Raw genomic sequence first — 26,687 nt, 5'->3', positions numbered from 1 at the left:
ACACTTCAATGGTAAGGAGGTGATCCAACCGCAGGTTCCCCTACGGTTACCTTGTTACGACTTCACCCCAGTCATGAATCACAAAGTGGTAAGCGCCCTCCCGAAGGTTAAGCTACCTACTTCTTTTGCAACCCACTCCCATGGTGTGACGGGCGGTGTGTACAAGGCCCGGGAACGTATTCACCGTAGCATTCTGATCTACGATTACTAGCGATTCCGACTTCATGGAGTCGAGTTGCAGACTCCAATCCGGACTACGACGTACTTTATGAGTTCCGCTTGCTCTCGCGAGGTCGCTTCTCTTTGTATACGCCATTGTAGCACGTGTGTAGCCCTACTCGTAAGGGCCATGATGACTTGACGTCATCCCCACCTTCCTCCGGTTTATCACCGGCAGTCTCCTTTGAGTTCCCGACCGAATCGCTGGCAACAAAGGATAAGGGTTGCGCTCGTTGCGGGACTTAACCCAACATTTCACAACACGAGCTGACGACAGCCATGCAGCACCTGTCTCAGAGTTCCCGAAGGCACCAAAGCATCTCTGCTAAGTTCTCTGGATGTCAAGAGTAGGTAAGGTTCTTCGCGTTGCATCGAATTAAACCACATGCTCCACCGCTTGTGCGGGCCCCCGTCAATTCATTTGAGTTTTAACCTTGCGGCCGTACTCCCCAGGCGGTCGATTTAACGCGTTAGCTCCGGAAGCCACTCCTCAAGGGAACAACCTCCAAATCGACATCGTTTACAGCGTGGACTACCAGGGTATCTAATCCTGTTTGCTCCCCACGCTTTCGCACCTGAGCGTCAGTCTTTGTCCAGGGGGCCGCCTTCGCCACCGGTATTCCTCCACATCTCTACGCATTTCACCGCTACACATGGAATTCTACCCCCCTCTACAAGACTCTAGCTGACCAGTCTTAGATGCCATTCCCAGGTTAAGCCCGGGGATTTCACATCTAACTTAATCAACCGCCTGCGTGCGCTTTACGCCCAGTAATTCCGATTAACGCTTGCACCCTCCGTATTACCGCGGCTGCTGGCACGGAGTTAGCCGGTGCTTCTTCTGTTGGTAACGTCAATCGTTGATGATATTAGCATCAACGCCTTCCTCCCAACTGAAAGTACTTTACAACCCTAAGGCCTTCTTCATACACGCGGCATGGCTGCATCAGGCTTGCGCCCATTGTGCAATATTCCCCACTGCTGCCTCCCGTAGGAGTCTGGGCCGTGTCTCAGTCCCAGTGTGGCTGATCATCCTCTCAGACCAGCTAGGGATCGTCGCCTTGGTGAGCCATTACCTCACCAACTAGCTAATCCCATATGGGTTCATCCGATAGCGCAAGGACCGAAGTTCCCCTGCTTTGCTCCTAAGAGATTATGCGGTATTAGCTACCGTTTCCAGTAGTTATCCCCCTCTATCGGGCAGATCCCCATACATTACTCACCCGTCCGCCGCTCGTCAGCGAGAAGCAAGCTTCCCCTGTTACCGCTCGACTTGCATGTGTTAGGCCTGCCGCCAGCGTTCAATCTGAGCCATGATCAAACTCTTCAATTAAAAAGCTTGATGCTCAAAGAATGTTACTGTCGTTTGATTTCCGAAGAAACCAAATTACCTATTAGTTCATATATATGAATTAACGTGTTAGTCACTCTTCAAGACTTAAAATCAAATATTTTTTTGATAGTGTCCTGTGAGTGCCCACACAGATTGTCTGATAAATTGTTAAAGAGCGGTGCGACATTTCTTGAGAAATTCGACTCAGTTTTTATCAACTTAGGTCGTTGTCGCGAGGTGGCGTATATTACGCTTTCCTCATTGAGAGTCAAGTATTTTTTTTACTTAATCTTTTCAGATTCTCTCGCTGCCGGTTCAGTGTCCATCGCGCTTTGTGTTGGCTTGTTCCCGGTCAGTGGATGCGCATTATAGGGAGTCAGAAAAATCTGGCAAGTGTTTTTTGCAAAATAATTTCTAACTGATTACCCTTTATACTTCACGTGTATTTTTTCAACAAAAAATGCCATTTGGGGCAATATTTATATGAAAAAGGCGACCTTATGGTCGCCTTTTAACTTACATTTCGATAATAACCTAGCGCTTACTTACTGCTTTGCTACGATTTCATCGTTTTCAACATCCAGAGTAATTGGTTTACCTGGGATTAATCTGCCTGACAGAATTTCTTGTGCCAGTGGGTTTTCAATCTCTTGCTGAATTGCACGTTTCAACGGACGAGCACCAAAGATTGGATCGAAACCAGCTTCACCAATTTTCTCTAATGCAGCCGCTGTTGCAGTGACTTCATAACCATGTTCTTCCAAACGTTTATATAAACGAGCTAACTGAATATTCGCAATATTCGTAATTTGCTCTTTACCTAACGGATGGAATACCACAACTTCATCAATACGGTTAATAAATTCAGGTCTGAAGTTATGAGCGACAACTTCCATCACCATATCTTTCATTTCTGAATAACCAATCATGCCAAAACGTTCTTGGATAAGATCAGAACCTAAGTTTGAAGTCATGATGATTACGGTATTACGGAAATCTACCGTTCTACCTTGCCCATCAGTTAAACGACCGTCATCTAATACTTGCAGCAAGATGTTAAATACATCTGGGTGCGCTTTTTCAACTTCGTCCAGCAAAATAACTGAATATGGGCGGCGTCTTACCGCTTCAGTTAAATAACCACCTTCTTCATAACCCACATATCCTGGAGGTGCACCGACTAAACGAGATACAGAGTGTTTCTCCATAAACTCGGACATATCGATACGAACCATGGCGTCGTCACTATCAAACATAAAGTTTGCTAGTGCCTTACATAATTCTGTTTTACCTACCCCTGTAGGGCCTAAGAACATAAACGAACCAATTGGGCGGTTAGGATCCGATAAACCTGCACGACTACGACGGATAGCATTCGACACAGCCACAACCGCTTCATCTTGCCCAATCACACGTTGATGTAATTGTTGCTCCATCCGTAACAGTTTTTCTCTTTCGCTTTCAAGCATTCTTGATACTGGAATACCTGTCCAACGAGCCAGAATTTCTGCGATTTCGACGTCAGTAACTTTATTACGTAAAAGCTTCATGCTTTTACCTTCTGCTTTCGTCGCCACTTCTAACTGTTTTTCTAATTCAGGAATACGTCCATACTGTAACTCAGACATTTTCGCCAAATCACCATTACGACGCGCTTTTTCCATTTCAATACGCGTATTTTCTAATTCAGCTTTGATATGTTGAGTGCCAGTTAATGATGCTTTCTCTGCTTTCCACTCTTCTTCTAATGCAGAATATTCACGCTCTTTTTCCGCCAGCTCTTCTTCTAACATTTCCAGACGTTTTTTACTGGCATCATCAGACTCTTTTTTCAGTGCCTGCTGTTCCAGTTTTAATTGGATAATACGTCTTTCCAATCTATCTAAAGATTCTGGTTTTGAATCCATCTGCATACGTAAGCTAGCGCCCGCTTCATCGATTAAGTCGATAGCTTTGTCTGGCAGCATACGGTCAGTAATGTAACGGTGCGATAACGTCGCTGCCGCCACAATAGCTGGGTCAGTAATTTGCACATGATGGTGCAATTCATAACGTTCTTTCAAACCACGCAAGATAGCAATGGTGTCTTCCACGGATGGTTCTGCAACATATACTTTTTGGAAACGACGCTCTAACGCAGGGTCTTTCTCTATATATTGACGATATTCATCAAGGGTTGTTGCCCCCACGCAATGCAGTTCACCGCGAGCCAGTGCAGGTTTTAACATGTTACCGGCATCCATCGCACCGTCGGCTTTACCCGCACCCACCATAGTATGTAATTCATCGATAAACAGAATGACGTTACCTTCTTGTTTAGCAAGGTCATTCAGAACACCTTTCAAACGTTCTTCAAATTCACCACGATATTTCGCCCCTGCAATCAGAGCCCCCATATCCAGTGATAAAACACGTTTGTTTTTCAATCCCTCAGGGACTTCACCATTAACAATACGCTGTGCAAGTCCTTCAACAATCGCTGTTTTACCTACACCAGGTTCACCAATTAATACTGGGTTATTTTTAGTACGACGTTGTAATACTTGAATGGTACGACGAATTTCTTCATCACGGCCAATAACTGGGTCTAATTTCCCTTGTTCTGCACGTTCGGTTAAATCAACGGTAAATTTTTTCAAAGCTTGGCGCTGGTCTTCAGCGCTTTGGTCATTCACTTTTTCGCCACCACGCATCTGTTCTATTGCCTTTTTCAAATTGTCTTTATTAACACCCGCCGCTTTCAACATATCAGCGAGGGTTGTATTGGCTTCTAAAGCAGCGAGCAGAAATAATTCTGAGGAGATAAAGTCATCCCCATTTTTCTGAGCAAGCTGGTCACATAAGTTCAAATGACGCATTAAGTCACTTGATGGTTGTACATCCCCAGCAACACCTTGCACTTGAGGGAGTCGAGCCAATGCATCTTCAATTTTGTTTTCGAACGTAACTGCGTTCACGCCGAGCGTCGTCAATAATGGACGCACGGTACCACTTTCTTGATTAAACAAAGCACTGAGTAAATGAATTGGTTCAATAAATTGATTTTCGCGCCCAAGGGCTAATGACTGGGCGTCAGCGAGAGCTTGCTGGAATTTATTAGTTAAACGATCCAGACGCATAACACCTCCAATAGAATATGATTAAAATTGCTACTGAAGATAAGATGCGGTCTGTTTTTAAATATTCAAGTTTTAGGCGGGATTATTTTTTCAATATTTGTTAATTTGGAATATCATTCCATGAACTAGTTATTTATCCATATAAGGGATGCCATTCTCCCCGTTCTCCCCTCTCGTCGGTAGGAAAAAAATCTGTTTTCATCACTGACCGTACAAAACTCACCACCATAAATGGCTGAAATGCCCGCGGCTTGTAGCTTTTTACGCGCCAGTAAATAGATGTTTGCCAGAAATTTGTCATTGTGAGGTGTAAACGCATCTGCAAGATCGGCAGATTGACCAGTAAATGCTTGTTTAACTTCTACGCCAACTTCAAATTTTTCAGGGCCAATAGCGGGCCCCATCCACGCCATAATGTCGCTCGGTTGTGCATTAAATGCCGCTAGCGTATTTTCCAATACGCCATTGCAGAGGCCTCGCCATCCGGCATGAGCCGCTGCCACTTCTTTACCATCGCGGCTGCAAAACAATACTGGCAAGCAATCTGCTGTCATGATGGCACACACTTGACCAACTTGGTTGGTATACACCGCATCCGCTTGACGATTTTCAATCTCGCTTCCCATTAAATGCAGAACATGAGTACCATGTACTTGCTCAAGCCACACGGGTTGCTGTGGTAATTGAGCAAGCTTTTCAAGACGATGGCGATTTTCACTGACTGCCTCAGGCAAATCCTCAACATGGTCACCTAAATTTAGGCTATCAAAAGGCGGAAGGCTCACTCCACCTGCACGAGTTGTACTGCATGTTGAAATATTTTTAGGTTGCGGCCAATCAGGGAAAATCAACGTATTCATTACCAGTCCATATCGTCTTTATGAAGTTCAGTGTCAGCTTTCAGTGCTTCAATCAATTTCACCATATCATCAGGTAATGGCGCATGCCATTCCATTTGGATTCCTGTGATTGGGTGATAAAGACGCAGCATTGTTGCGTGTAGCGCTTGTCTATCAAAATTACGCATCACTTCGAGGAACTCTTCTGTTGCTCCTTTCAGTGGACGTGGTCGACCGCCGTATAATGGATCACCGATTAATGGATGGTTGATATGCGCCATATGAACACGGATTTGATGCGTTCTTCCGGTTTCTAAGCGTAGACGTAAGCGCGTATGAGCGCGAAAATGCTCCATGACTCGATAGTGAGTTACCGCAGGCTTGCCCATTGGATGAACAGCCATGTGCGTTCTTTTGGTTGGATGGCGAGAAATTGGCTCTTCGACCATACCGCCTGCTGTCATACGGCCAACAGCGACCGCTTCATATTCACGTGTAATTTCACGGCGTTGCAACGCTTCCACTAAGTGAGTTTGTGCAGGGACCGTTTTAGCGACGACCATCAACCCAGTTGTGTCTTTGTCTAAACGGTGAACAATGCCCGCTCTTGGTACATCCGCGATTTCAGGATAGCGATATAATAATGCGTTTAAAATGGTTCCGTCTGGATTACCCGCCCCCGGATGAACAACTAAATCACGCGGTTTATTAATAATTAGGATATCTTCATCTTCATAAACAACGTCAAGTGGAATATCTTGAGGTTCCCAACGGCTATCTTCTTCAATCAAGGCATCGATGGAAATTTGTTCACCACCTAAAACTTTTTCTTTTGCCTTATTGATAACTTTGCCGTTAACCTGCACTCTATCGTCTAAGATCCATTCTTTTATTCGAGAACGTGAATAATCAGGGAACAATTCAGCCAAAGCTTGATCTAAACGTTGACCAAGCTGTGATTCAGCGATAGTTGCACTTAATTGTACTTGTTGAGCCATAAATTAATCTACTTTTTGGTGTTTGTGTTTTGACGGCGCTGCCGTTTCATTTAAAATGTATGCTATTGTAACTCGAATTTTGCCGGGAGCCTTACGGATAGACTCCCTCGATACAGTCAGAGGATAACCAACACGTGATGATACGTATGAAATATCTGGTGGCAGCTGCCACGTTGAGCCTGGCTCTCGCCGGATGCTCCAGCAATAACGAAGTCAGCCCCGATAGTTCCCCAGCTGAGATTTATAGTACAGGTCAGCAAAAATTACAGGACGGTAACTATAACGCGGCAATTAAACAGTTTGAAGCGTTGGATAACCGCTACCCGTTTGGTCCGTATGCTCAGCAAGTACAGTTAGACCTGATTTACGCCTATTATAAATCAGCAGAGCTACCAATGGCGATAGCTTCAATTGACCGTTTCATGCGTTTAAACCCAACTCATCCCAATATTGACTACGTACTTTACATGCGTGGCTTAACGGCAATGGCGTTAGATGACAGCATGTTACAAGGTTTCTTTGGTATCGATCGCTCTGACAGAGACCCACAACACGCATTGGTTGCGTTCAAAGACTTGAGCCAATTAGTTCGTTACTATCCGAACAGCCCATATTCCAACGATGCAAGTAAGCGTTTAGTTTACTTAAAAGATCGTTTGGCAAAATTTGATCTCTCTGTCGTTGAATATTACAACAAACGTGGGGCCTATGTCGCGGTTGTTAATCGTGTCCAACAAATGTTACGTGACTATCCAGATACAGAAGCAACGCGTCAAGCGCTCGGATATATGGAAATTGCGTATAAAGAGATGGGCTTAGACAAAGAAGCAAACAAAGTCGGCAGCATTATTGCAGCAAACCAATAAATTGCTTTTTAACGCTATCGATTGAAATAAGAACGGCAGCTTCGGCTGCTGTTTTTTTTGATAATTTTAATCGTGATTTGAAATGCAGTGGGTTTGAAGATGAATCAGAGTGTGGGGATAGTTTTGAACTTTTTCTTTTAAAATTCATAATCTAAAATTTTACCCAAAAAAAGTACCGGCTATTTACCGTGTTGATAGCCAACTCTCTCAGTCTCCCTCAATATAGTTATTTTGGCAATCCTTTTACCTGCCTTTTTTAGCCAAAATCACACTTCAAGTGGGTACCCCCTTCCCCATAATTTAAGTGTGATCTAGATCAATTTTTTATTCCTAGATATCGGTATTCTGAATTCATCAAAGACGGAAACAATGAGAGGTAACTATATGATAGTTAACATTACTAGCAAACAAATGGACATCACACCAGCAATTCGTGAACACATTGAAAGCCGTCTAGCAAAACTCGATAAATGGCAAGTTTCCTTAATTAGCCCCCATGTGGTGCTATCGAAAGAGCCTCAAGGTTTTATGGTTGATGCCAACATAAAAACCGCTACCGGACAGTTGGTAGCAAGTGCTAAGCATGAAGATATGTACGTTGCAATAAATGACCTTATCAACAAACTCGAAAGACAGTTAAACAAAGTGCAACATAAAGGAGAATCAAGAAGGGCAACTAATAGTGTAAAAGAAGCGAATCTAGAAACGTTGTAATCAGTTGCGTTTAAGTAGTTACGTTATATTTTTATATTATCAATCCACTTATCTTGAAACCTTCCAAACGCGCTCATCATGGGCGCGTTTTTACATTCTGCGCTGTTTTTTGTTGACTTCTCATTCACTATCATGTCTATTTGAATAACTTCACTCGAAAGGATTTCCCATGAAACTAAATACTGTTTTCTTTTTCTTCTTTAGCCACTCACATTAAGGGGCTTTTGTCGTTCGAGAAAAAAAAGAAGACAATATTTTAAAGCCCCCTACCTAGGGGGCTTTTTTATTCACTGATGTTTGATAGGGTCGCAGAATGGAAAATAGCACTAATTTACTGAAAGTCCGTGAGAAAATTAGCCAGTTAGACAGTGAACTCCTTGGGCTTCTTGCAAAACGTCGAGGCTATGCAATTGAAGTTGCTGAAACCAAAATCGATGATAACCGCCCAATCCGTGACAAAGAGCGCGAACGACAATTACTCGATGTATTAATTAATAAAGGCACACCTCTGGGTCTTGATGGTTTTTATATTACACGCTTGTTTCAGATGATCATTGAGGATTCTGTCCTTACTCAACAAGCTATCTTACAAAAACATTTAAATCTGACACCAAGTGATACCGCAAGATTTGCATTTTTAGGACCTAAAGGTTCTTATTCCCATGTTGCCGCGCGTCAATATTCAGCTCGTCATTTTGATCAACTGGTTGAATGCAGCTGCCATAAGTTTCAAGATATCTTCTCACTCGTTGAAAGTGGTCAAGCAGATTACGGTATTTTACCTATCGAAAATACCAGCTCAGGGGCAATAAATGATGTTTACGATTTACTGCAAAATACATCATTGTCCATTGTCGGTGAAATTCGTTTGCCAATTAACCATTGCTTGTTGACCACGCCAGGTAGTGAATTAAGCAAGATTGATACAGTTTATAGCCACCCTCAGCCCTTCCAGCAATGTAGCCAATATTTATCTCAGTTCCCTCATTGGAAAATTGAATATTGCGACAGCACATCTACAGCAATGCAAAAAGTGGCAGAACATAATTCCCCTAATGTTGCTGCATTAGGTAGTGAGGCTGGCGGAGCATTGTATGGCTTAACGGTTTTGGAACATAACTTAGCGAATCAGCAAATTAATATGACTCGCTTTATTGTTGTGGCTCCACGAGCGATTGAAGTAACTGAACAAGTTCCAGCGAAAACGACGTTATTGATCACAACAGGTCAACAAGCCGGTGCATTAGTGGATGCTTTAATTATCTTAAAAAATAATAAGATAGTGATGAGTAAATTAGAATCTCGCCCAATTAATGGTAAGCCGTGGGAAGAGATGTTTTATGTAGATGTTCACGCTAACTTGCGTTCAGATAATATGCAACAAGCACTGAAAGAATTAGCTGAGATCACCCGCTCAATTAAAATTCTTGGCTGCTACCCATCTGAAAATATCGTTCCTGTAGAACCAGAAAAAATGACGCCTTAATTTTGGCTCAAAAAAATAACACAGGTCATTAGCCTGTGTTATTTTTATTAATTACGATTTCTGTCAATCACGATTTTTGTATTGTCGCGCTGAGTTTAAAGTAATTAACCAGCTCTTGAAGGTGGTAAGCTTGGTCATTCAACGAATCTGCCGCTACGACCGACTCTTCCACCAGCCCCGCATTTTGTTGTGTTGTTAAATCCAATTGCCCCACGGCGCTGTTAATTTGTGAAATACCATCGCTCTGCTCCCTACTCGCTTGACCAATTTCACGCAATAACGCATTCATCTCTTCAACACTGGCGACCATACCGTGGATCTGCTGGCTAGCTTGTTCAACCAATTCCATACCTTCTTGGGTTTGTGAAGAGGAGTTTTCGATTAACGAACGAATATCACTGGCCGATGCAGCACTTTTTTGCGCCAATAATCTCACTTCACCCGCTACTACCGCAAAACCACGACCATGCTCTCCTGCCCTTGCTGCTTCAACAGACGCGTTCAAGGCTAAGATATTCGTTTGGAAGGCAATAGAGTCGATTAAGTTAATAATATCCGTCATTTTTTGAGATGAACCATTAATTGCGCGCATTTTATCGGTTAGCTGAACCATCATCTGACCATTGTTTTTGACTGTCACAGCCGTATTGTCAGCTAACATTGTCGCTTCATGGGTATGTTCTGTGGTGTTCTGTACCGTGGATGTAATTTGCTCCATCGAACTTGCCGTTTGCTCAACAGAAGCCGCTTGCTCTTCCGTTCTAGCGGCTAAGTTCTGATTACCCGCAACAATTTGCCCTGCTGCCGCAGAAATACTCTCAGATCCATTTTGAACTTCTTGGACAATCTCAAGTAGGTGCCCTTTCATTTCACTGAGCGATTCAAGTAAGATCCCAGTTTCATCTTTAGATTGCGCTTGAATATTTTGGGTCAAATCACCACTGGCAATTGATTTAGCAAAATCAACCGCTTGCTCTAAAGGTTTAGTGATAATACGCGTGATGTACCACCCCATAACGCAGCCCACAACAATGCTAATGATTGATAAAAATGCCAATAAAACACGATTTGCTTTATAGTCATCTTCCACCTGATAACCCGTTTCTTGCATCAACATATTTTGGATGGCTATCAGGTTTTGGACTTGCTCACGATATTCTCGCTGAATAGCTGATGTTTTTGTCATCATCATTTCAATCGCAGCTTGACGATTTCCCTGATTCATAAACTCCATCATCTGTTGCTGAGTACTAATAAATTTAGCTCTCACCTCTTGGATATTATCAAGCACTTCACGAGAACGGCTATCAGTTATACTTCGATCCAACTCATCCAACAGATCAGAAATATTTTGGCTAATTTTAACTAGCTCTTCCTTGCGTTTTTCACTCCCTCGGTCATCCAATAAAATCAATTCTTGGATACCAATATAAGAATAAAAATTATCCATCACCGAGTTTGCATTAGCGGTTATTGGATAACTTTTAAAAATGACGTTCTGAATGCTTTCATTTGCTCGATTCATATTTACTAATGAAAATAGAGAACTTAAAACAATTAGCGTGATGAAAACGCCAAACGCGATAGTTAATTTCAAACTAATTTTGAGGTTCTTAAAAGACATAGGTTTACCACACTTATCATCATTTAATGATTAGTGTTATCGGTCAATGGCAAGGGATCTTTATTAGATAAATCGTTTAATTTATAAATATCGATATTATAAATTGATTAATTTCTAATTAATTGGTGGATAAACCTACTTAAGGAAGAAACTCAATTATAAATTTAGGATAAACTACAGAAATAAGTACAATTACTTATTTATTATAAATATTAATAATGGAAATGCATTTAGCACTTTTAGCATAAAGATAGCCATTACCCTTTTTCATCGATTTATAGAGTAATGGCTAAAAGAAATTATTTACGGTTATCGTTCGCCCGCTGTAATAGAGACTGGCTTTCTTTCATAAAATGATGTGCATCTTCACCAAACCACTGGCTGACTTGCTCAAATTGTCGAATAAATTCAGCTTTATCTTTGCGCTCCAGCATTTCAATGGATTGCCCCAAAAGCTGGTAATAACGGCGGATCAATTCAACATTTTCGTCCGAAGACATGATGATATCTGCATACAATTGTGGATCTTGTGCAAACAAGCGCCCTACCATTGCCAATTCAAGACGATAAATTGGGGAAGAGAGATCCAACAACTGTTGTAGATCAACCTGCTCTTTCGCTAAATTTTGCCCATAAGTAAACGTCGTAAAGTGGCGTAACGCCTGAATAAAACTCATATTACGATCGTGTTCTTCAGGCTTAATCGCTTTCAAACGTGCGCCCCAAACTTGTAGCTGCTCCAGCAGCCATTGATAAGACTCCGCCTTTCGCCCATCACAGAATGCAAAAACTTGCTTGGCAACACTTCCAATATCAGGACCAAACATCGGATGTAATCCTAATACAGGGCCTTGATGCACAGATAGCATGGCCTCGAGTGGCTTTTGCTTCACAGAAGCAATGTCTACTAAAATTGTTTCTGGGTCTAAAGTAGGCAAACGTTTAATGACATCAACAGTGAGGTGGATAGGTACACTAATCATCACCACGCTTGCACCAGAGACTATCGAAGCCGCATTATCCCAATCCTGCTCACCCAGCAATTTAACCTGATAGCCAGAAAGGGAAAGTAGACGATGAAATAACCGCCCCATTTTCCCATTCCCACCGACGATCACAATCGGACCGGCGGTAGGGTTCAGTGTTTTAAATCCTTTGTCATTTTCGCGCGCATAGGACTCACGCATGATCCGTCGAAGAATATCTTCAATCAGATCAGGCGGGATCCCCATTCGCTCCGCTTCTGCTCGGCGAGCCGCCAACATACTAGATTCACGCTCAGGCACATAAATAGGTAATCCGTGCTGGCTTTTGACTTCACCAACTTCAGCCACTAACTGAAGCCGTCTGGCGAGCAAATCTAATAATGACTTATCAACTTCATCAATCTGTTCCCGTAAATGGGATAATTCAGCAGACATACCAATCCCTTGCTCAGCTCACTTTGCTTAATTTTTGCCCGCGCTGCTCAAGCACTGGTGATAATGCTTGGTGTAATTTACGCAACACAGACTCAGTTTCTTCCCAGTTAATGCATGCATCTGTCACCGAAACCCCGTATTTCATATTTTCACGTGGCTGTTCTGATGACTGGTTGCCTTCATTAATATGGCTTTCAAGCATAATACCTGTAATTGATTCATTACCATTAACAATTTGATCGATAATTGAATCAACCACCAGTGGCTGACGACGAAAATCTTTATTTGAGTTACCGTGGCTGCAATCCACCATTAATGATGGTTCTAGCCCCGCTTTTTTCATTTCAGCTTCACAAGCAGCGATGCCTTGCTCATCATAGTTAGGCGTTTTACCACCACGTAAGATCACATGGCCATTTTTATTACCGCTGGTATGCAGTAAGCAAACTTGACCGGATTGGTTGATTCCCATAAAGCGGTGCGGCATTGCTGCAGCTTTTAACGCATTGATGGCGGTAGATAAACTGCCATCTGTGCCGTTTTTAAAACCCACTGGCATTGATAAGCCGGATGCCATTTCACGGTGAGTTTGGGATTCCGTGGTTCTCGCTCCGATTGCTGACCAACTGAATAAATCACCTAAGTATTGTGGGTTATTAGGATCTAACGCTTCTGTCGCCAGTGGTAATCCCATATTCACTAAGTTGGTCAATAAATCGCGGGCAATATGCAGCCCTTTTTCCATTTCAAAGCTGCCATCCATAAATGGATCGCTAATTAAGCCTTTCCAACCCACGGTTGTACGTGGTTTTTCAAAGTACACACGCATCACAATATATAAGCTATCACTTAACTCAGCAGCAAGCTTCTGTAAACGCTCACCGTATTCGATGGCAGCATCTACATCATGAATTGAACAAGGACCACATACCACGAGTAAGCGCGGGTCACGCTGATGAATAATATCAGCAATCACTTTACGCGATGTCGCAATGGCATGCAGATTGCTGTTACTCAATGGATATTTTTGTTTCAGACTTTCAGGGGTGATAAGAACCTGCTCGTCTTGAATATTCACGTTATTGAGTACATCTTTTTGCATGATCATTTGATTACCTACTTATTAGCTTATTATTTGTTAGTGATGTTATTTATCGATCTTGTGTTTGGTGCGTGAGAGATAACATATCATGCATCGTAAAGATTTCAATCCAAAACCGTAAAATAATTCAATTACATGTACACAAAAAGTTACACCATTTTATCTGATTGAATTTAAATAATATTATAGAATTCAAAGAGAATGAGTTCATATTAAAAAGCAAAAAACGAACAAAAATTGTAAATATAAATTTACGAAATGAGATTTATTGAACGGTATATTCTAAATAGTTAGAGCTGTGGCTAGGCGGTAAAATGAAGACAGTGCAGGGAGCATACATAAGTATGTGACCTGCGTGGCTGAATGAAGCCAACACCGCCACAACGCGAAATATGACGAATATAAAAAAGGCCCGCAGATGCGGGCCTTTTAACTTTCGGATGTAGCGAAAGCGTATTACTTGGCGTTCAGACGCTCTTTGATACGAGCTGCCTTACCAGAACGCTCACGCAGGTAGTACAGTTTAGCTCTGCGAACAGCACCACGGCGTTTAACAGCAATGCTATCTACGACTGGAGAGTGAGTTTGGAATACACGCTCAACACCTTCGCCGTTAGAAATTTTACGAACAGTGAATGCAGAATGCAGACCGCGGCTACGGATAGCGATAACCACGCCCTCAAATGCCTGCAGACGTTTTTTAGAGCCTTCTACGACCCATACCTTAACTTCCACGGTGTCACCCGGACGGAATGAAGGTACGTCCTGCTTCATCTGCTCTTGTTCAAGTTGTTTAATAATGTTGCTCATAATAACTCTCTTACCCTAGGTAAACTGATATGTTTAGACAATTAATTGTCTGGATTCACTGGTTGCTCAGCCTGAAATTCCCGTTGGAACTCAGCTAGCAACATCCTCTGCTCGTCAGTCAGAGCTAGGCTTTCTAGAAGCTCAGGTCTTCTAAGCCAGGTACGACCGAGTGACTGCTTCATGCGCCAGCTATCGATCTTGGCATGGTTTCCTGAAAGTAGTATGTCAGGAACTTGCATGCCGTCTAACACCTCTGGTCGGGTATAGTGAGGACAATCTAACAAGCCATCAGCAAAAGAATCTTCTTGAGCTGAAGCTTGATGACCTAATACTCCAGGAATAAACCGAGAGACTGAGTCTATCAACACCATAGCAGGGAGTTCCCCGCCACTGAGAACGTAATCACCGATTGACCATTCTTCATCAATTTCGGTTTGAATGATCCGCTCATCAATACCTTCATAACGACCACAAACCAGAATTATTTTCTCATTTGTTGCCAGTTCACAAACTCCGTCTTGACCGAGTTTGCGACCTTGAGGTGAAAGGTAAATCACTTTTGCACCATCACCGGCCTCAGCTTTTGCTGCGTGGATTGCATCTTTTAACGGTTGCACCATCATCAGCATGCCTGGACCACCACCATAGGGGCGATCATCAACGGTTTTGTGTCTATCGTGAGTAAAATCTCGCGGATTCCAACACTCAACCGTTAGCAGGCTATTTTTCACTGCCCGACCAGTTACCCCGTACTCGGTTATTGCGCGGAACATTTCGGGAAACAGGCTAATTACCCCAATCCACATGATTTATCCCACTCATAAAAACCGGTAAACCGGAGATTTAAAAACCAGGATCCCACTCCACTTCAATAGTTTTGGTGGAGAGATCGACTTTCTTGATAACCTGCCCATCAAGAAACGGAACCAACCGCTCCTTGATGCCAAATGCATCTTTTAAATTTGCCTTGATGACGAGAACGTCATTCGATCCCGTTTCCATCATATCAATGACAGTACCAAGGTCATAACCCTCAGACGTCACTACATGGCAGCCCATAAGGTCTTTCCAGTAGTATTCGTCGTTGTCCAAATCAGGAAGTTGGGTTGAATCAACCGCAATTTCAAAATTGGTCAATAGAGCAGCTGCATCGCGGTCTTCGACCCCTTTGAGCTTGACGATGATATCTTTGTTATGATGTTTCCAATCTTCTATTTCAATATGTTGCCATTGACCAGAGCGTTGGATAAACCAAGGTTGATAATCAAAAATACTTTCAGCATGTTCGGTGGAGGAAAAAACTTTGAGCCAACCACGAATACCGTATGCCGCGCCTAATTTGCCCAATACAATTGGGTTCGCAGGAGGCAGTAGTTTAGTTTGCTTGCTCATTGTTACCACCGTGACAGATTAAGCTACTTTTTTAGCTTGTTTGACCAGTTGTGCAACACGGTCAGAAACAGTTGCGCCTAAGCCAACCCAATGCTCAATACGGTCCAGGTCTAAACGCAGTTCTTCTGCTTGACCTGCAGCGATCGGGTTGAAGAAACCGATACGCTCAATGAAACGACCGTCACGCGCATTGCGGCTATCGGTTACAACGATTTGGTAGAACGGACGTTTTTTAGCGCCGCCACGAGATAAACGAATTGTTACCATAACATCCTCATTAGTTAACAAAACAACCAGACTCCATCGAGGGATAGAGTCCGGCTGTCATATAAAAAGCCCGAAAAGTTTACTCACTTTGACGCAAAAATCAATCAAAAGTACACTTTTGTTTCAGGCTTTATTGCTTAACGCCCCGGAAAACCCGGAGGCATCATACCCTTCATACCGCGCATCATCTTGGCGAGACCGCCTTTTTTCATCTTTTTCATCATGCGCTGCATATCATCAAACTGTTTTAAGAGTTTATTAACCTCTTGTACTGTGGTTCCAGAACCCGCAGCAATACGACGCTTACGCGATCCTTTGATAATCTCTGGTTTTTCGCGTTCTTTACGCGTCATGGATTGGATCATCGCTTCCATACGGATAGTAATTTTGTCATCCATTTGGGATTTAACCGCATCCGGTAACTGGGACATACCAGGCATCTTACTCAACATGCTGGTCATTCCGCCCATATTACGCATCTGTTTTAGCTGATTTAAGAAGTCATTGAAATCAAAGGTATCCCCTGTTTTCAGCTTCTTCGCTAATTTCTCTGCTTCATCACGGTCAACTTTGTGTTCAATCTCTTCAATCAGAGATAACACATCTCCCATACCTAAAATACGTGAAGCCACGCGCTCTGGATGGAATGGCTCAAGGGCGTCAGTTTTTTCGCCAACCCCTAAGAATTTGATTGGCTTACCAGTAATGGAGCGGATAGATAATGCAGCACCACCACGCGCATCACCGTCAACTTTGGTTAAAACAACCCCTGTTAATGGCAATGCTTCGTTAAAGGCTTTCGCTGTGTTTGCCGCATCTTGCCCCGTCATGGCATCAACCACAAACAAGGTTTCAACTGGATTGATTATACGATGGACTTCTTGGATCTCCTCCATCATCGCTTCATCAACATGTAAACGACCAGCGGTATCCACTAACAATACATCGTAGAATTGTAATTGTGCGTGTTTTAAGGCTTTTTGAACAATTGCCGCTGGCTTTTCTTGGACTTCAGATGGGAAGAAATCAACGCCAACCGCTTGTGCTAAAGTTTCTAACTGTTTGATCGCCGCAGGGCGATAAACGTCGGCAGAAACCACTAAGACTTTTTTCTTTTGCTTTTCTTTTAATAATTTACCCAGTTTTGCAACGCTGGTTGTTTTACCCGCACCTTGCAAACCTGCCATCAACACAACAGCTGGAGGCTGAGCAGATAAATTCAGCTGGTGATTCTCTTCACCCATTGCGCGGGTCAGTTCATTTTGAACAATTTTAATGAACTCTTGACCCGGTGTTAGGCTTTTATTAACGTCTTGACCAACAGCACTTTCTTTGACTTTTTGAATAAATTCACGGACGACTGGCAAAGCAACGTCGGCTTCCAGTAACGCCATGCGAACTTCGCGTAATGTATCTTTAATATTGTCATCAGTCAGACGTCCACGCCCGCTGATATTGCGCAAAGTGCGCGATAGTCTGTCAGTTAAATTATCAAACATGTGTCTTAGCTCAATTCTGTTATGGGTCTATATGTAGCCTTATTTGGTTACTCGCGCGCTGTATTTCAAGGGCAAACTCAAGATAGCCACGGCACAATTCAACGCTGTGTTGGTCGCCGATTGTATCACACTTGATGGGGTTTCGCTGCTTCGTTTAGTTAGCCTAAATGAGCGATTAGTAAAGAATATACAGCGATACGTCATACCAATAGTTGGAGCCTACACTTGCACGGGTTATACTAGTTAATTACTATCCACTTAAAATGAATAACGACACTATACTATGCCCGTATTTGCAGTCATAGCAGTTTGTACATACATGGTCAGTCTGCTGCTGATCGTTCCCGGACAAGTGCGCAAGCAAGCTCTTTATCGTCGATTGGCTATTTTATTAGCTATCGTGGCGATGGTTACTCACGCAATCACATTGAAATTACAAATTTTTAGTGAAGCCAGCGGGCAAAATCTCACCCTCTTAAATTTAGGCTCCTCTGTCAGCCTCTTAATGTGTTTGATTATGACCGTGGTTTCCTATTTAGGGCGCGCGTGGTACTTAACCCCTATTGTGTATAGTTTCGCGATTATTAACCTGATTTTATCTACAATTATGCCGGGTGAGTTTATCACTCATTTAGAGGCAAGCACCCCATTATTTGTCCATATTGGCTTAGCATTATTAAGCTATGCTACGTTGCTTATCGCGGCGTTATATGCATTTCAAGTTGCCATTATTGACTACCAACTTAAAAACAAAATTCTGAAATTTAGCCCTGATATGCCGCCAATGATGGTCATTGAACGCAAAATGTTTCACGTCACTCAGGTGGGAGTCATTCTCTTGACCTTAACACTGTGCACGGGCTTTATTTATATGGATAACATTTTTGATAAAGAGAATATCCACAAATCCGTACTCTCCGTCATTGCTTGGTTTGTTTACGTTATTTTGCTGTGGGGACATTTTCATGGTGGATGGCGAGGCAAACGCGTCCTCTTTTTCCATGTGGGCGGTTCACTTATCCTTACCTTGGCGTTTTTTGGTAATCGATTGATTCAGCAATTAACCATGGCGTAGAGCCATTTTAGCTTTAAACGGCTGTTATAAAAAAGGAACCTTGTTTTGGATGAAGTATCTACTGGTACTCTAATCATCATACTGATTGTTTTAATTTTTTTATCCGCTTATTTTTCAGCGTCAGAAACCAGTATGATGACGTTGAACCGTTATCGGTTAAAACATTTAGCGAAACAAGGTAATCGCTCCGCTATCCGTGTTGAAAAACTACTACGCCATCCCGACCGCTTACTGGGCTTAGTATTGATTGGTAACAACCTAATCAACATTGTTGCCTCTGCTCTCGCGACCATTATCGGGATCCGCTTATATGGCAATATGGGTGTCGCCATTGCAACTGGCGTGCTCACATTTGTTATTCTGCTATTTGCAGAAGTGATGCCAAAAACCATTGCGGCACTGTATCCAGAACGTATTGCCTTTCCTAGTAGCTTTATTCTTACACCACTGCAAAAAATCATGCTACCTGTCGTGTGGGCGTTTAATACTATTTCTGCCCTTTTTATGCGTTGCTGTGGGATAAATGTCTCAAATACTCGTAATGATGCGGTCAATAAAGAAGAGTTGCGTACCATTGTTCATGAGTCCAAAAACAAGCTCAGCCGCCGTAATCAAGACATGCTGATTTCGATTCTTGATTTAGACAAAGTCACCGTTGGCGATATTATGCTGCCACGTAATGAAATTGTGGGGATCGATATTAATGATGATTGGAAGTCGATTGTTAGGCAGCTCACTCATTCCCCTCATGGACGTATTGTCCTGTATCGTGATTCTCTTGATGATTTGATTGGTATTTTGCGTGTGCGAGAAGCTTATCGATTGATGGTAGAGAAACGTGAGTTCAACAAGCAGAATTTGATCAAAGCCGCCGATAGTATCTATTTCATTCCCAATAGTACGCCACTCAACGTTCAGTTGGTTAATTTCCAGCATAAAAAAGAGAAGCTTGGCATCATCGTTGATGAGTATGGTGAGATCCAAGGTTTGATCACCGTAGAAGATATTTTGGAAGAAATTGTCGGTGATTTCACAACATCAATGTCGCCTTCTCTAGCTGAAGAAGTCATGCCTCAGAGCGACGGCAGCGTCCTTGTGGATGGAACAGCAAACATTCGTGACCTGAATAAAGCATTTGATTGGAACCTTCCTATTGATGGTCCTAGAACCGTTAATGGGATGGTTTTAGAGGTATTAGGTGATATTCCACAGCCTGAAGAACAAATAGTTGTTGGTCACTATGTTATCGAAGTTTTAGTGATCAGCGATAATATTATCAAGCAGGTAAAAATCACTCCGCTCGGTTTTGACTCACAAGCCCCTGAATTTTAATTGTTCATTTCAATGGAAAAAGCCTTAAAAACCTGACCAATTGATCGGTGATTTTAAGGCTTTTTAGTCTATCTTTTTCAATAATTAAACGTGAAGCTGGGCAAGCTTTTCTTCTGGCAATGCAAGCTCATCGTTTTTATTGACGAGAATATCCTTCGCAAGCACACTGCGAGCAATTTGCTGAGCTTCTTCAAGAGAGTGCATCTTGTAAGTACCACATTGGTACACATTAAGCTCTGGGATCTTATTTTGATCTTGCACATGCAGCACATCCTGCATAGCAGCCTTCCAGGCGTTAGCAACACGCTGTTCATCCGGTTGACCAATCAAGCTCATATAGAAGCCTGTACGGCATCCCATTGGCGAAATATCGATGATTTCAACACCGTTACCATTAAGGTGATCTCGCATGAAGCCAGCAAAAAGGTGCTCTAGGGTATGTGTTCCTTTTTCTGTCATTGCTTCTTTATTTGGGACTGTAAAGCGTAAATCGAATACAGTGATAGTGTCCCCATGAGGCGTTGTCATCGTTTTCGCTACACGAACAGCAGGAGCAGCCATACGCGTATGATCCACAGTAAAACTGTCTAATAACGGCATTTCATGACCTCCATAAAAATAAAAAAAATAATTTTGAAAAAAAATGAAACTAATCCAAAAATGCAGAGTCTTAATATGTGAAAGACGCGCAAATTGTTATCATCCCTAATTCTTTAAAAGATTTTTTGTTTGGCCACCTTGTTGTGGCCATTTTCTTTTAGCGTCCAGCGTGGATCTTAAGATACTCTTCAAAGCTTTCGCTCTGATCCTGCTCCATTCGCTTTTGTTTCTCAATTGAAGCCAAACGCGCCTGTTCAAACTGCTCTTCAGTGATCACTTCATAAGGTTCATTAATTAACTGCTGATAATATTTTTCAGCTAATTCTAACCCATAACCACCAATACCTTTTTCCAGCATTTCGTCCATCACCAGCGCTGAATAGGTCAAGTTTGGATCTTCAAACATGGCGACAAACTGATGGCACACATCTTTGTATTTGGCATCACAGCAGGTATCTAAGACTTCAGCCACACGGATCAGATCTTTAAACAGCGTTTGTCCCACTTCAACCAATGGCTTAAGCTCGCTACCACAACCAAAGCCTATCACCTGTTCCGGCTTACGACCTTCAAGGATCACGCGGTTCCAGTTTTTGCGACAGCAATCCAACTCTTGAACATTCATTTCCGGGGCATCTGCAAGCACGCACCAGATGAGGAATAAATCCACAAAGCGAGCTTGGGTTTCATTAACCCCAATCGGACTAAATGGGTTGATATCAAGGGAGCGAACTTCAATATATTCGATACCGCCACGTAATAATGCATCAGAAGGCGATTCATTCCCTTGTGGTACACGCTTCGGACGAATTGGTGCATATAGCTCATTCTCGATTTGTAACACATTAGTGTTCAGCTGAACGTACTTGCCATCTTTTTTCACGCCCAACTTCTCAAATTCAGTAGAAGGCTTATGAATAGCTTTCTTCAGATTTTCCACATATTCATCAAGGTGGTTAAACGTAATATTTAAATCACTCTGAGATTTATTGGTGTAACCTAAATCACTCATTCTCAATGAGGTTGCATAAGGCAGATAATAAGTACCACACTCAGTTTTATTAAAATTCAGTGAGGTTTCTCTGTTCTTCAAGAAAGAGCCGCAAATAGCGGGAGATGCACCAAATAAGTATGGAATCACCCAACCAAAGCGATAGTAGTTTCTGATTAGGCGTAAATAGCCTTCAGAAATTTTTTCCTTTCCGCTTTCTGCGTCTTCAACACCCGCCCACGCCTTCCAAAACTCAATTGGGAATGAGAAGTTATAGTGAACCCCCGCGATGGTTTGCATTAATGCCCCATAGCGGTTTTTTAACCCTTCACGATACAGTGTTTTAAACTGCCCCACATTGGAGCTACCGTATTGCGCCAGCGTGATCTTATCTTCACTTGCAATAAAGCAAGGCATACTTAACGGCCACATTCTTTCATTTTGTAAATGACGTGCCGTATAGCGATGTAGATCTTGCAAAAAAGCCAAGTTGTGGCTAATGCTTTTATCTACAGGAGTAATAAATTCGAGTAAGGATTCCGCAAAATCCGTGGTGATCCATTTATGGGTAAGGGCTTTCCCCAGCTCATCTGGATGCAATGTCTCGGCTAACGCACCTTGAGGTGTCACGCGTAGTGTTTCACGTTCAATACCACGTTGAATGCCATTGAGAATTTCCGGGTGCGCTTCTAACCATGAGAGCGCTTTTGATACGTCCGGGATCAAATCGACCTCCCGCCTGTGATTTAGTTTTATTTTAATAAGGTGATTACTTTAGCTTAAATCACATAAATTGTCGCTGTCTAGATGTGTGGTTTACCCGATGAGAAAACAGAAAGAAAAGGAAGGAAGATAGTAAGTTAGGATTTTAGGCAAAAAAAAACTCCTCAAATTGAGGAGTTTTTAATGATGGTGCATCCGGGAGGATTCGAACCTCCGACCGCTCGGTTCGTAGCCGAGTACTCTATCCAGCTGAGCTACGGATGCAAAATTTGTCGATTATCAATCGATGCTGTATGACTACAGCAGTAATTTTTATTTATGAAATTGATGACAGAATTGTTGATACTAACAGAAATGTTTAAGAGATGGTGCATCCGGGAGGATTCGAACCTCCGACCGCTCGGTTCGTAGCCGAGTACTCTATCCAGCTGAGCTACGGATGCATTTTAGTGCAATACGTACTTCTCTCTCAATACTGCTTAATCAAAATCTACTTCAATATTTATGGTTATAAATCTTATTAGCTTTAAGAACCATATTAAATCTAAACTACTTTCGTTTCAGTTCGCTATAAACCAAAACATCACCCTATCAGCTTTGCTTATAAGGTAGAAAATGGTGCATCCGGGAGGATTCGAACCTCCGACCGCTCGGTTCGTAGCCGAGTACTCTATCCAGCTGAGCTACGGATGCAGAGCCTAAAATGGCGGTGAGGGAGGGATTCGAACCCTCGATGCAGCTTTTGACCGCATACTCCCTTAGCAGGGGAGCGCCTTCAGCCTCTCGGCCACCTCACCATATTTTAGTCACATACGATTTGTTTTTGTTTAAACATCTCGTCTCTGTGTGGCGCACATATTACTTTCCTAGACTTAGAAGTCAAACAATTTTTCCAAACTTTTTGCATTCCAATGATCGTTTGCACATTTCACAAGCAAGATGATTAGTTTAACACCGAAAAAGCAATATTTCCGTGCTTTTTTGCCCCTTTATTATCTTCACTCTTATTATAAAAAATTCAGAAAAAAATAGAGAAAGTTGATAGCACGTAGCTTAGTAGCATAAAAATAGTACAGAAAGAAAGGTGGATTCATTCAAAGAGATAGCGCTCAACACCAACATAATGTGTTAAGCCAATTAAAAAATAGAAAGATTAAAGAATTACTAAAGATAAAAAGGGGAAAGACAAGCGCCCATGATTGCTGTGTGATAACTCACTGGACGCTTATTCATTATTATTGATTGTCTGGTTGAGTCTTTTCGGCCTGGATCCGTTGATAAATTTCTTCACGGTGAACAGAAACTTCTTTTGGGGCATTAACACCAATACGTACTTGGTTGCCTTTTACGCCCAATACGGTCACTGTTACCTCATCGCCTATCATGAGTGTTTCACCAACTCGACGAGTCAGAATAAGCATTCTTTGCTCCTTGAAATATTAAAAGAGTCGGGTCTCTAGGTATTCCCCGCTATTGTCCATCACACACCGTGAAAACGTAAAGCAATGACATTCACCTAAAGCATTGATGCCATCAAGGCAATAATTCTAATTATTTACAAGCAAAATATAACACTACCGGCAACATATTAACAATGCTGCAACAGATTAAAGTTACCCCATTAAAATGGGGTAACTTCGCAGCAATTACAGTTTCGAATCAACCCATTGTTCGACACTTTCCATCGCTGTTAGTAATGCGCTTACGTCAGTACCTCCAGCCATCGCCATGTCTGGTCGACCGCCACCTTTACCGCCTACTTGCTGAGCAACATAGGATACCAAATCACCTGCTTTAATTTTAGCAGTCAAATCATTAGTCACACCAACAATTATACTGACTTTATCACCACTTGTGGTTGAAAGCACGATAATCGCCGATTTCAGCTGATTTTTTAGATCATCGACCATTGTTCTCAATAGTTTAGGATCAGTATCGCTTAATTGACTAACTAATAGTTTGATACCTTTAACATCTTTCGCTTTACTACCTAGTGAAGCACTTTCTTGAGAGGCTTGCTGATCTTTTAATTGCAAAATCTCTTTTTCAAGATTTCGTGACTTTTCCAATGCAGCTTTAACTTTCTCAACTAGGCTATTTGCATCACCTTTTAATAGATGAGCAATAGCAGAAAGTTGTTCTGATTGAGCATGTAAGTGCTCCATTGCAGTTGCGCCAGTTGTCGCTTCGATACGACGAACCCCAGCAGCGGTACCTGACTCACTTAAGATACTGAATAAACCAATATCCCCTGTGCGGCTAGCATGTGTACCACCACATAATTCGATGGAGAAATCCCCCATACTCAGAACACGTACTCGCTCTTCATATTTTTCACCGAATAATGCCATAGCCCCTTTCGCTTTCGCACCCTCTAAATCCATCAACTCAGTTTCAATTTCTGAGTTTTGACGGATCTGCGCGTTCACAATATCTTCCACTTGACGCAGTTGCTGATGTGTCATCGCTTCAAAATGAGAGAAGTCAAAACGGAGATACTTGTCATTCACCAACGAGCCTTTTTGAGAAACGTGCTCGCCTAAGACTTGGCGTAATGCGGCATGTAATAAGTGAGTCGCCGAGTGGTTTAGGCGAATAGCATTACGTCTTTCACTATTGACTATAGCCGCAATTCGATGGTTAACAACTAATGAGCCAGATTCAACTTTACCTACATGACCAATTGCTTGACCATATTTTTGAGTATCAGTAACCGTAAAGTTAGCGCTGTCATTTTTAAGAACACCAGTATCACCAACTTGACCGCCTGATTCTGCGTAGAATGCGGTTTTATCTAAAATGACTAAACCTTCATCTCCCGCTTGCAGGGAATCAACTGGCTGACCATCTTTATATAATGCAGTGATAGTCGCTTGCTGTTCATCATGCTGATAGCCTGAGAATTCACTGTGTTTGTCAACTTTAATCAGTGCGTTATAGTCTGCGCCAAAGCCGCTTGATTCTCTCGCACGACGACGCTGATCTTCCATTGCACGCTCAAAGCCTTCTTCATCCACTTTAAGATTGCGCTCGCGACAAACATCAGCCGTTAAATCTAGCGGGAATCCATAAGTATCATAGAGACGGAATGCCGTTTCACCGTCTAGCGTATCGCCTTTCAGTGTTACCAGCTCGTCATCTAATAATTGCAGACCACGTTCTAAAGTACGCGCAAACTGTTCTTCTTCCGTTTTTAATACTTTCTCAACTAAAGCTTGTTGACGCTGTAGCTCTTCCGCAGCAGGTCCCATCACTTTAATTAAGGTAGAAACTAATTTATAGAAGAACGTTTCTTTCGCGCCCAGCATGTACCCATGACGTACCGCACGACGAATAATACGACGTAAAACGTAACCACGACCTTCGTTTGATGGAATGACACCATCACTCACTAAGAATGCGCATGAACGAATATGGTCAGCAATAACGCGCAGAGATTTGTTGGACAAGTCAGTTGCACCTGTCACTTCTGCTGCTGCAGCAATCAGTTCACGGAAAATATCGATTTCATAGTTCGAATTTACGTGTTGCAGAACCGCAGAAATACGTTCCAGCCCCATACCTGTATCTACAGAAGGTTTTGGTAGTGGTTCCATGGTACCGTCAGATTGACGGTTGAACTGCATAAAGACGAGGTTCCAGATTTCAATATAGCGGTCGCCATCTTCTTCTGGACTTCCTGGAGGGCCACCCCAGATGTGATCGCCATGGTCAAAGAAAATTTCGGTACATGGTCCGCAAGGCCCAGTGTCACCCATCTGCCAGAAGTTGTCAGAGGCGTAAGGAGCACCTTTGTTGTCACCGATACGAATAATACGTTCAACAGGAACACCAATTTCTTTGTTCCAAATATCGTAAGCTTCATCGTCAGTCGCGTATACAGTAACCCACAGTTTTTCTTTTGGCAGGTTAAACCATTGTTCGCTGGTTAAAAGTTCCCATGCAAAGCGAATAGCGTCGTGCTTAAAGTAATCACCGAAGCTAAAGTTACCTAACATTTCAAAGAATGTGTGGTGGCGAGCTGTATAGCCCACGTTTTCTAAGTCGTTATGTTTACCACCTGCACGTACACAACGTTGTGCGGTTGTCGCTCGGGAATATGCTCGTTTATCCAGACCAAGAAATACATCTTTGAACTGGTTCATCCCTGCGTTAGTGAACAATAGTGTTGGGTCATTATTTGGCACTAGCGAACTGCTGGCTACCACCTGATGACCTTTCGTATGGAAAAAGTCGAGAAACGCTTGACGGATCTCAGCGGTGCTTTTACTCATATT

At 42.5% G+C, this 26,687-nt stretch carries 20 protein-coding genes, 4 tRNA genes, 1 rRNA gene and 1 other annotated feature; of the genes, 5 read left to right on the top strand and 20 right to left on the bottom strand.

All coding sequences use genetic code 11. The features are described from left to right. Positions 1-12: 12 nt before the first annotated feature. From GKR61_RS14750 to rluD, 4 genes are all read right to left on the bottom strand, one after another. Positions 13-1,552, bottom strand: a 16S ribosomal RNA gene (locus tag GKR61_RS14750). 545 nt (positions 1,553-2,097) lie between these two features. Next, positions 2,098-4,671 (bottom strand): ATP-dependent chaperone ClpB, encoded by a 2,574-nt coding sequence (clpB, locus tag GKR61_RS14745; protein WP_036949859.1) that lies wholly within the window; start codon positions 4,669-4,671, stop codon positions 2,098-2,100. A 125-nt stretch (positions 4,672-4,796) separates the two neighbouring features. Beyond that, the gene (yfiH, locus tag GKR61_RS14740) at positions 4,797-5,531 is read right to left on the bottom strand and encodes a purine nucleoside phosphorylase YfiH (protein ID WP_036949856.1); all 735 of its coding nucleotides are present in this window, start codon (positions 5,529-5,531) and stop codon (positions 4,797-4,799) included. After that, on the bottom strand, positions 5,531-6,508 hold the full coding sequence (gene rluD / locus GKR61_RS14735; RefSeq protein WP_036949853.1) for a 23S rRNA pseudouridine(1911/1915/1917) synthase RluD: 978 nt from the start codon (positions 6,506-6,508) through the stop codon (positions 5,531-5,533). Before rluD ends, yfiH begins: the two co-directional genes overlap by 1 nt. A gap of 137 nt (positions 6,509-6,645) precedes the next feature. On the opposite strand from rluD, the gene bamD reads away from it, so the two are divergent. From bamD to pheA, 3 genes are all read left to right on the top strand, one after another. After that, positions 6,646-7,374 (top strand): outer membrane protein assembly factor BamD, encoded by a 729-nt coding sequence (gene bamD / locus GKR61_RS14730; protein ID WP_036949850.1) that lies wholly within the window; start codon positions 6,646-6,648, stop codon positions 7,372-7,374. 384 nt (positions 7,375-7,758) lie between these two features. Next, entirely contained in the window at positions 7,759-8,088 is a 330-nt protein-coding gene (raiA, locus tag GKR61_RS14725) for a ribosome-associated translation inhibitor RaiA (RefSeq protein WP_036949847.1), read from the top strand. A 168-nt stretch (positions 8,089-8,256) separates the two neighbouring features. Continuing rightward, positions 8,257-8,376, top strand: a sequence feature (Phe leader region). Between the two features lie 25 nt (positions 8,377-8,401). Next, on the top strand, positions 8,402-9,574 hold the full coding sequence (gene pheA, locus GKR61_RS14720; RefSeq protein ID WP_036949843.1) for a bifunctional chorismate mutase/prephenate dehydratase: 1,173 nt from the start codon (positions 8,402-8,404) through the stop codon (positions 9,572-9,574). A 67-nt stretch (positions 9,575-9,641) separates the two neighbouring features. Here pheA and GKR61_RS14715 read toward each other — a convergent pair whose 3' ends face one another. The 8 genes from GKR61_RS14715 to ffh form a co-directional block, all read right to left on the bottom strand. After that, complete coding sequence (locus GKR61_RS14715; protein WP_036949840.1) at positions 9,642-11,198, bottom strand: methyl-accepting chemotaxis protein; 1,557 nt, start codon at positions 11,196-11,198, stop codon at positions 9,642-9,644. A 299-nt stretch (positions 11,199-11,497) separates the two neighbouring features. Further along, entirely contained in the window at positions 11,498-12,619 is a 1,122-nt protein-coding gene (gene tyrA, locus GKR61_RS14710; RefSeq protein WP_154600386.1) for a bifunctional chorismate mutase/prephenate dehydrogenase, read from the bottom strand. Positions 12,620-12,632: 13 nt separating this feature from the next. Continuing rightward, a complete protein-coding gene (locus GKR61_RS14705; protein WP_154600387.1) occupies positions 12,633-13,727 on the bottom strand; it encodes a 3-deoxy-7-phosphoheptulonate synthase in 1,095 nt (364 codons plus the stop codon). Positions 13,728-14,177: 450 nt separating this feature from the next. After that, positions 14,178-14,531, bottom strand: a complete 354-nt coding sequence (gene rplS / locus GKR61_RS14700; protein WP_036949834.1) for a 50S ribosomal protein L19 — start codon at positions 14,529-14,531, stop codon at positions 14,178-14,180. A gap of 41 nt (positions 14,532-14,572) precedes the next feature. Further along, on the bottom strand, positions 14,573-15,337 hold the full coding sequence (gene trmD, locus GKR61_RS14695) for a tRNA (guanosine(37)-N1)-methyltransferase TrmD (RefSeq protein ID WP_036949832.1): 765 nt from the start codon (positions 15,335-15,337) through the stop codon (positions 14,573-14,575). Positions 15,338-15,374: 37 nt separating this feature from the next. Continuing rightward, a complete protein-coding gene (gene rimM, locus GKR61_RS14690; protein WP_036949830.1) occupies positions 15,375-15,923 on the bottom strand; it encodes a ribosome maturation factor RimM in 549 nt (182 codons plus the stop codon). 18 nt (positions 15,924-15,941) lie between these two features. After that, the gene (gene rpsP / locus GKR61_RS14685) at positions 15,942-16,190 is read right to left on the bottom strand and encodes a 30S ribosomal protein S16 (RefSeq protein WP_036949828.1); all 249 of its coding nucleotides are present in this window, start codon (positions 16,188-16,190) and stop codon (positions 15,942-15,944) included. Positions 16,191-16,327: 137 nt separating this feature from the next. Next, positions 16,328-17,689, bottom strand: coding sequence for a signal recognition particle protein (gene ffh, locus GKR61_RS14680; RefSeq protein ID WP_036949826.1), 1,362 nt, complete (start codon positions 17,687-17,689; stop codon positions 16,328-16,330). Positions 17,690-17,972: 283 nt separating this feature from the next. Between ffh and GKR61_RS14675 the strand changes: the two genes are divergently transcribed. Both GKR61_RS14675 and GKR61_RS14670 read left to right on the top strand, forming a co-directional pair. After that, positions 17,973-18,764, top strand: a complete 792-nt coding sequence (locus GKR61_RS14675) for a cytochrome C assembly family protein (protein ID WP_108479420.1) — start codon at positions 17,973-17,975, stop codon at positions 18,762-18,764. Between the two features lie 45 nt (positions 18,765-18,809). After that, positions 18,810-20,096: a CNNM domain-containing protein gene (locus GKR61_RS14670; RefSeq protein WP_036949821.1), complete on the top strand. Its 1,287-nt coding sequence runs from the start codon at positions 18,810-18,812 to the stop codon at positions 20,094-20,096. A gap of 84 nt (positions 20,097-20,180) precedes the next feature. Here the strand turns inward: GKR61_RS14670 and luxS are convergent, their stop codons facing one another. From luxS to alaS, 8 genes are all read right to left on the bottom strand, one after another. Further along, positions 20,181-20,696 (bottom strand): S-ribosylhomocysteine lyase, encoded by a 516-nt coding sequence (gene luxS, locus GKR61_RS14665; RefSeq protein WP_036949818.1) that lies wholly within the window; start codon positions 20,694-20,696, stop codon positions 20,181-20,183. Between the two features lie 157 nt (positions 20,697-20,853). After that, positions 20,854-22,413: a glutamate--cysteine ligase gene (gshA, locus tag GKR61_RS14660; RefSeq protein WP_154600388.1), complete on the bottom strand. Its 1,560-nt coding sequence runs from the start codon at positions 22,411-22,413 to the stop codon at positions 20,854-20,856. Positions 22,414-22,597: 184 nt separating this feature from the next. Then, positions 22,598-22,674, bottom strand: a tRNA-Arg gene (locus tag GKR61_RS14655). A 102-nt stretch (positions 22,675-22,776) separates the two neighbouring features. Then, positions 22,777-22,853 (bottom strand) — tRNA-Arg (locus tag GKR61_RS14650). Positions 22,854-23,026: 173 nt separating this feature from the next. Next, a tRNA-Arg gene (locus GKR61_RS14645) sits at positions 23,027-23,103 on the bottom strand. A gap of 11 nt (positions 23,104-23,114) precedes the next feature. Beyond that, positions 23,115-23,207: transfer RNA gene (locus GKR61_RS14640), tRNA-Ser, on the bottom strand. Between the two features lie 438 nt (positions 23,208-23,645). Further along, positions 23,646-23,831, bottom strand: a complete 186-nt coding sequence (csrA, locus tag GKR61_RS14635; RefSeq protein ID WP_004264815.1) for a carbon storage regulator CsrA — start codon at positions 23,829-23,831, stop codon at positions 23,646-23,648. A gap of 225 nt (positions 23,832-24,056) precedes the next feature. Further along, the gene (gene alaS, locus GKR61_RS14630) at positions 24,057-26,684 is read right to left on the bottom strand and encodes an alanine--tRNA ligase (RefSeq protein WP_154639861.1); all 2,628 of its coding nucleotides are present in this window, start codon (positions 26,682-26,684) and stop codon (positions 24,057-24,059) included. Positions 26,685-26,687 lie beyond the last annotated feature (3 nt).

The organism is Providencia sp. wls1916 (assembly GCF_009706585.1).
Classification (GTDB): Bacteria; Pseudomonadota; Gammaproteobacteria; order Enterobacterales; family Enterobacteriaceae; genus Providencia; species Providencia lanzhouensis.
This window is presented reverse-complemented; position numbering and strand designations above follow the sequence as displayed.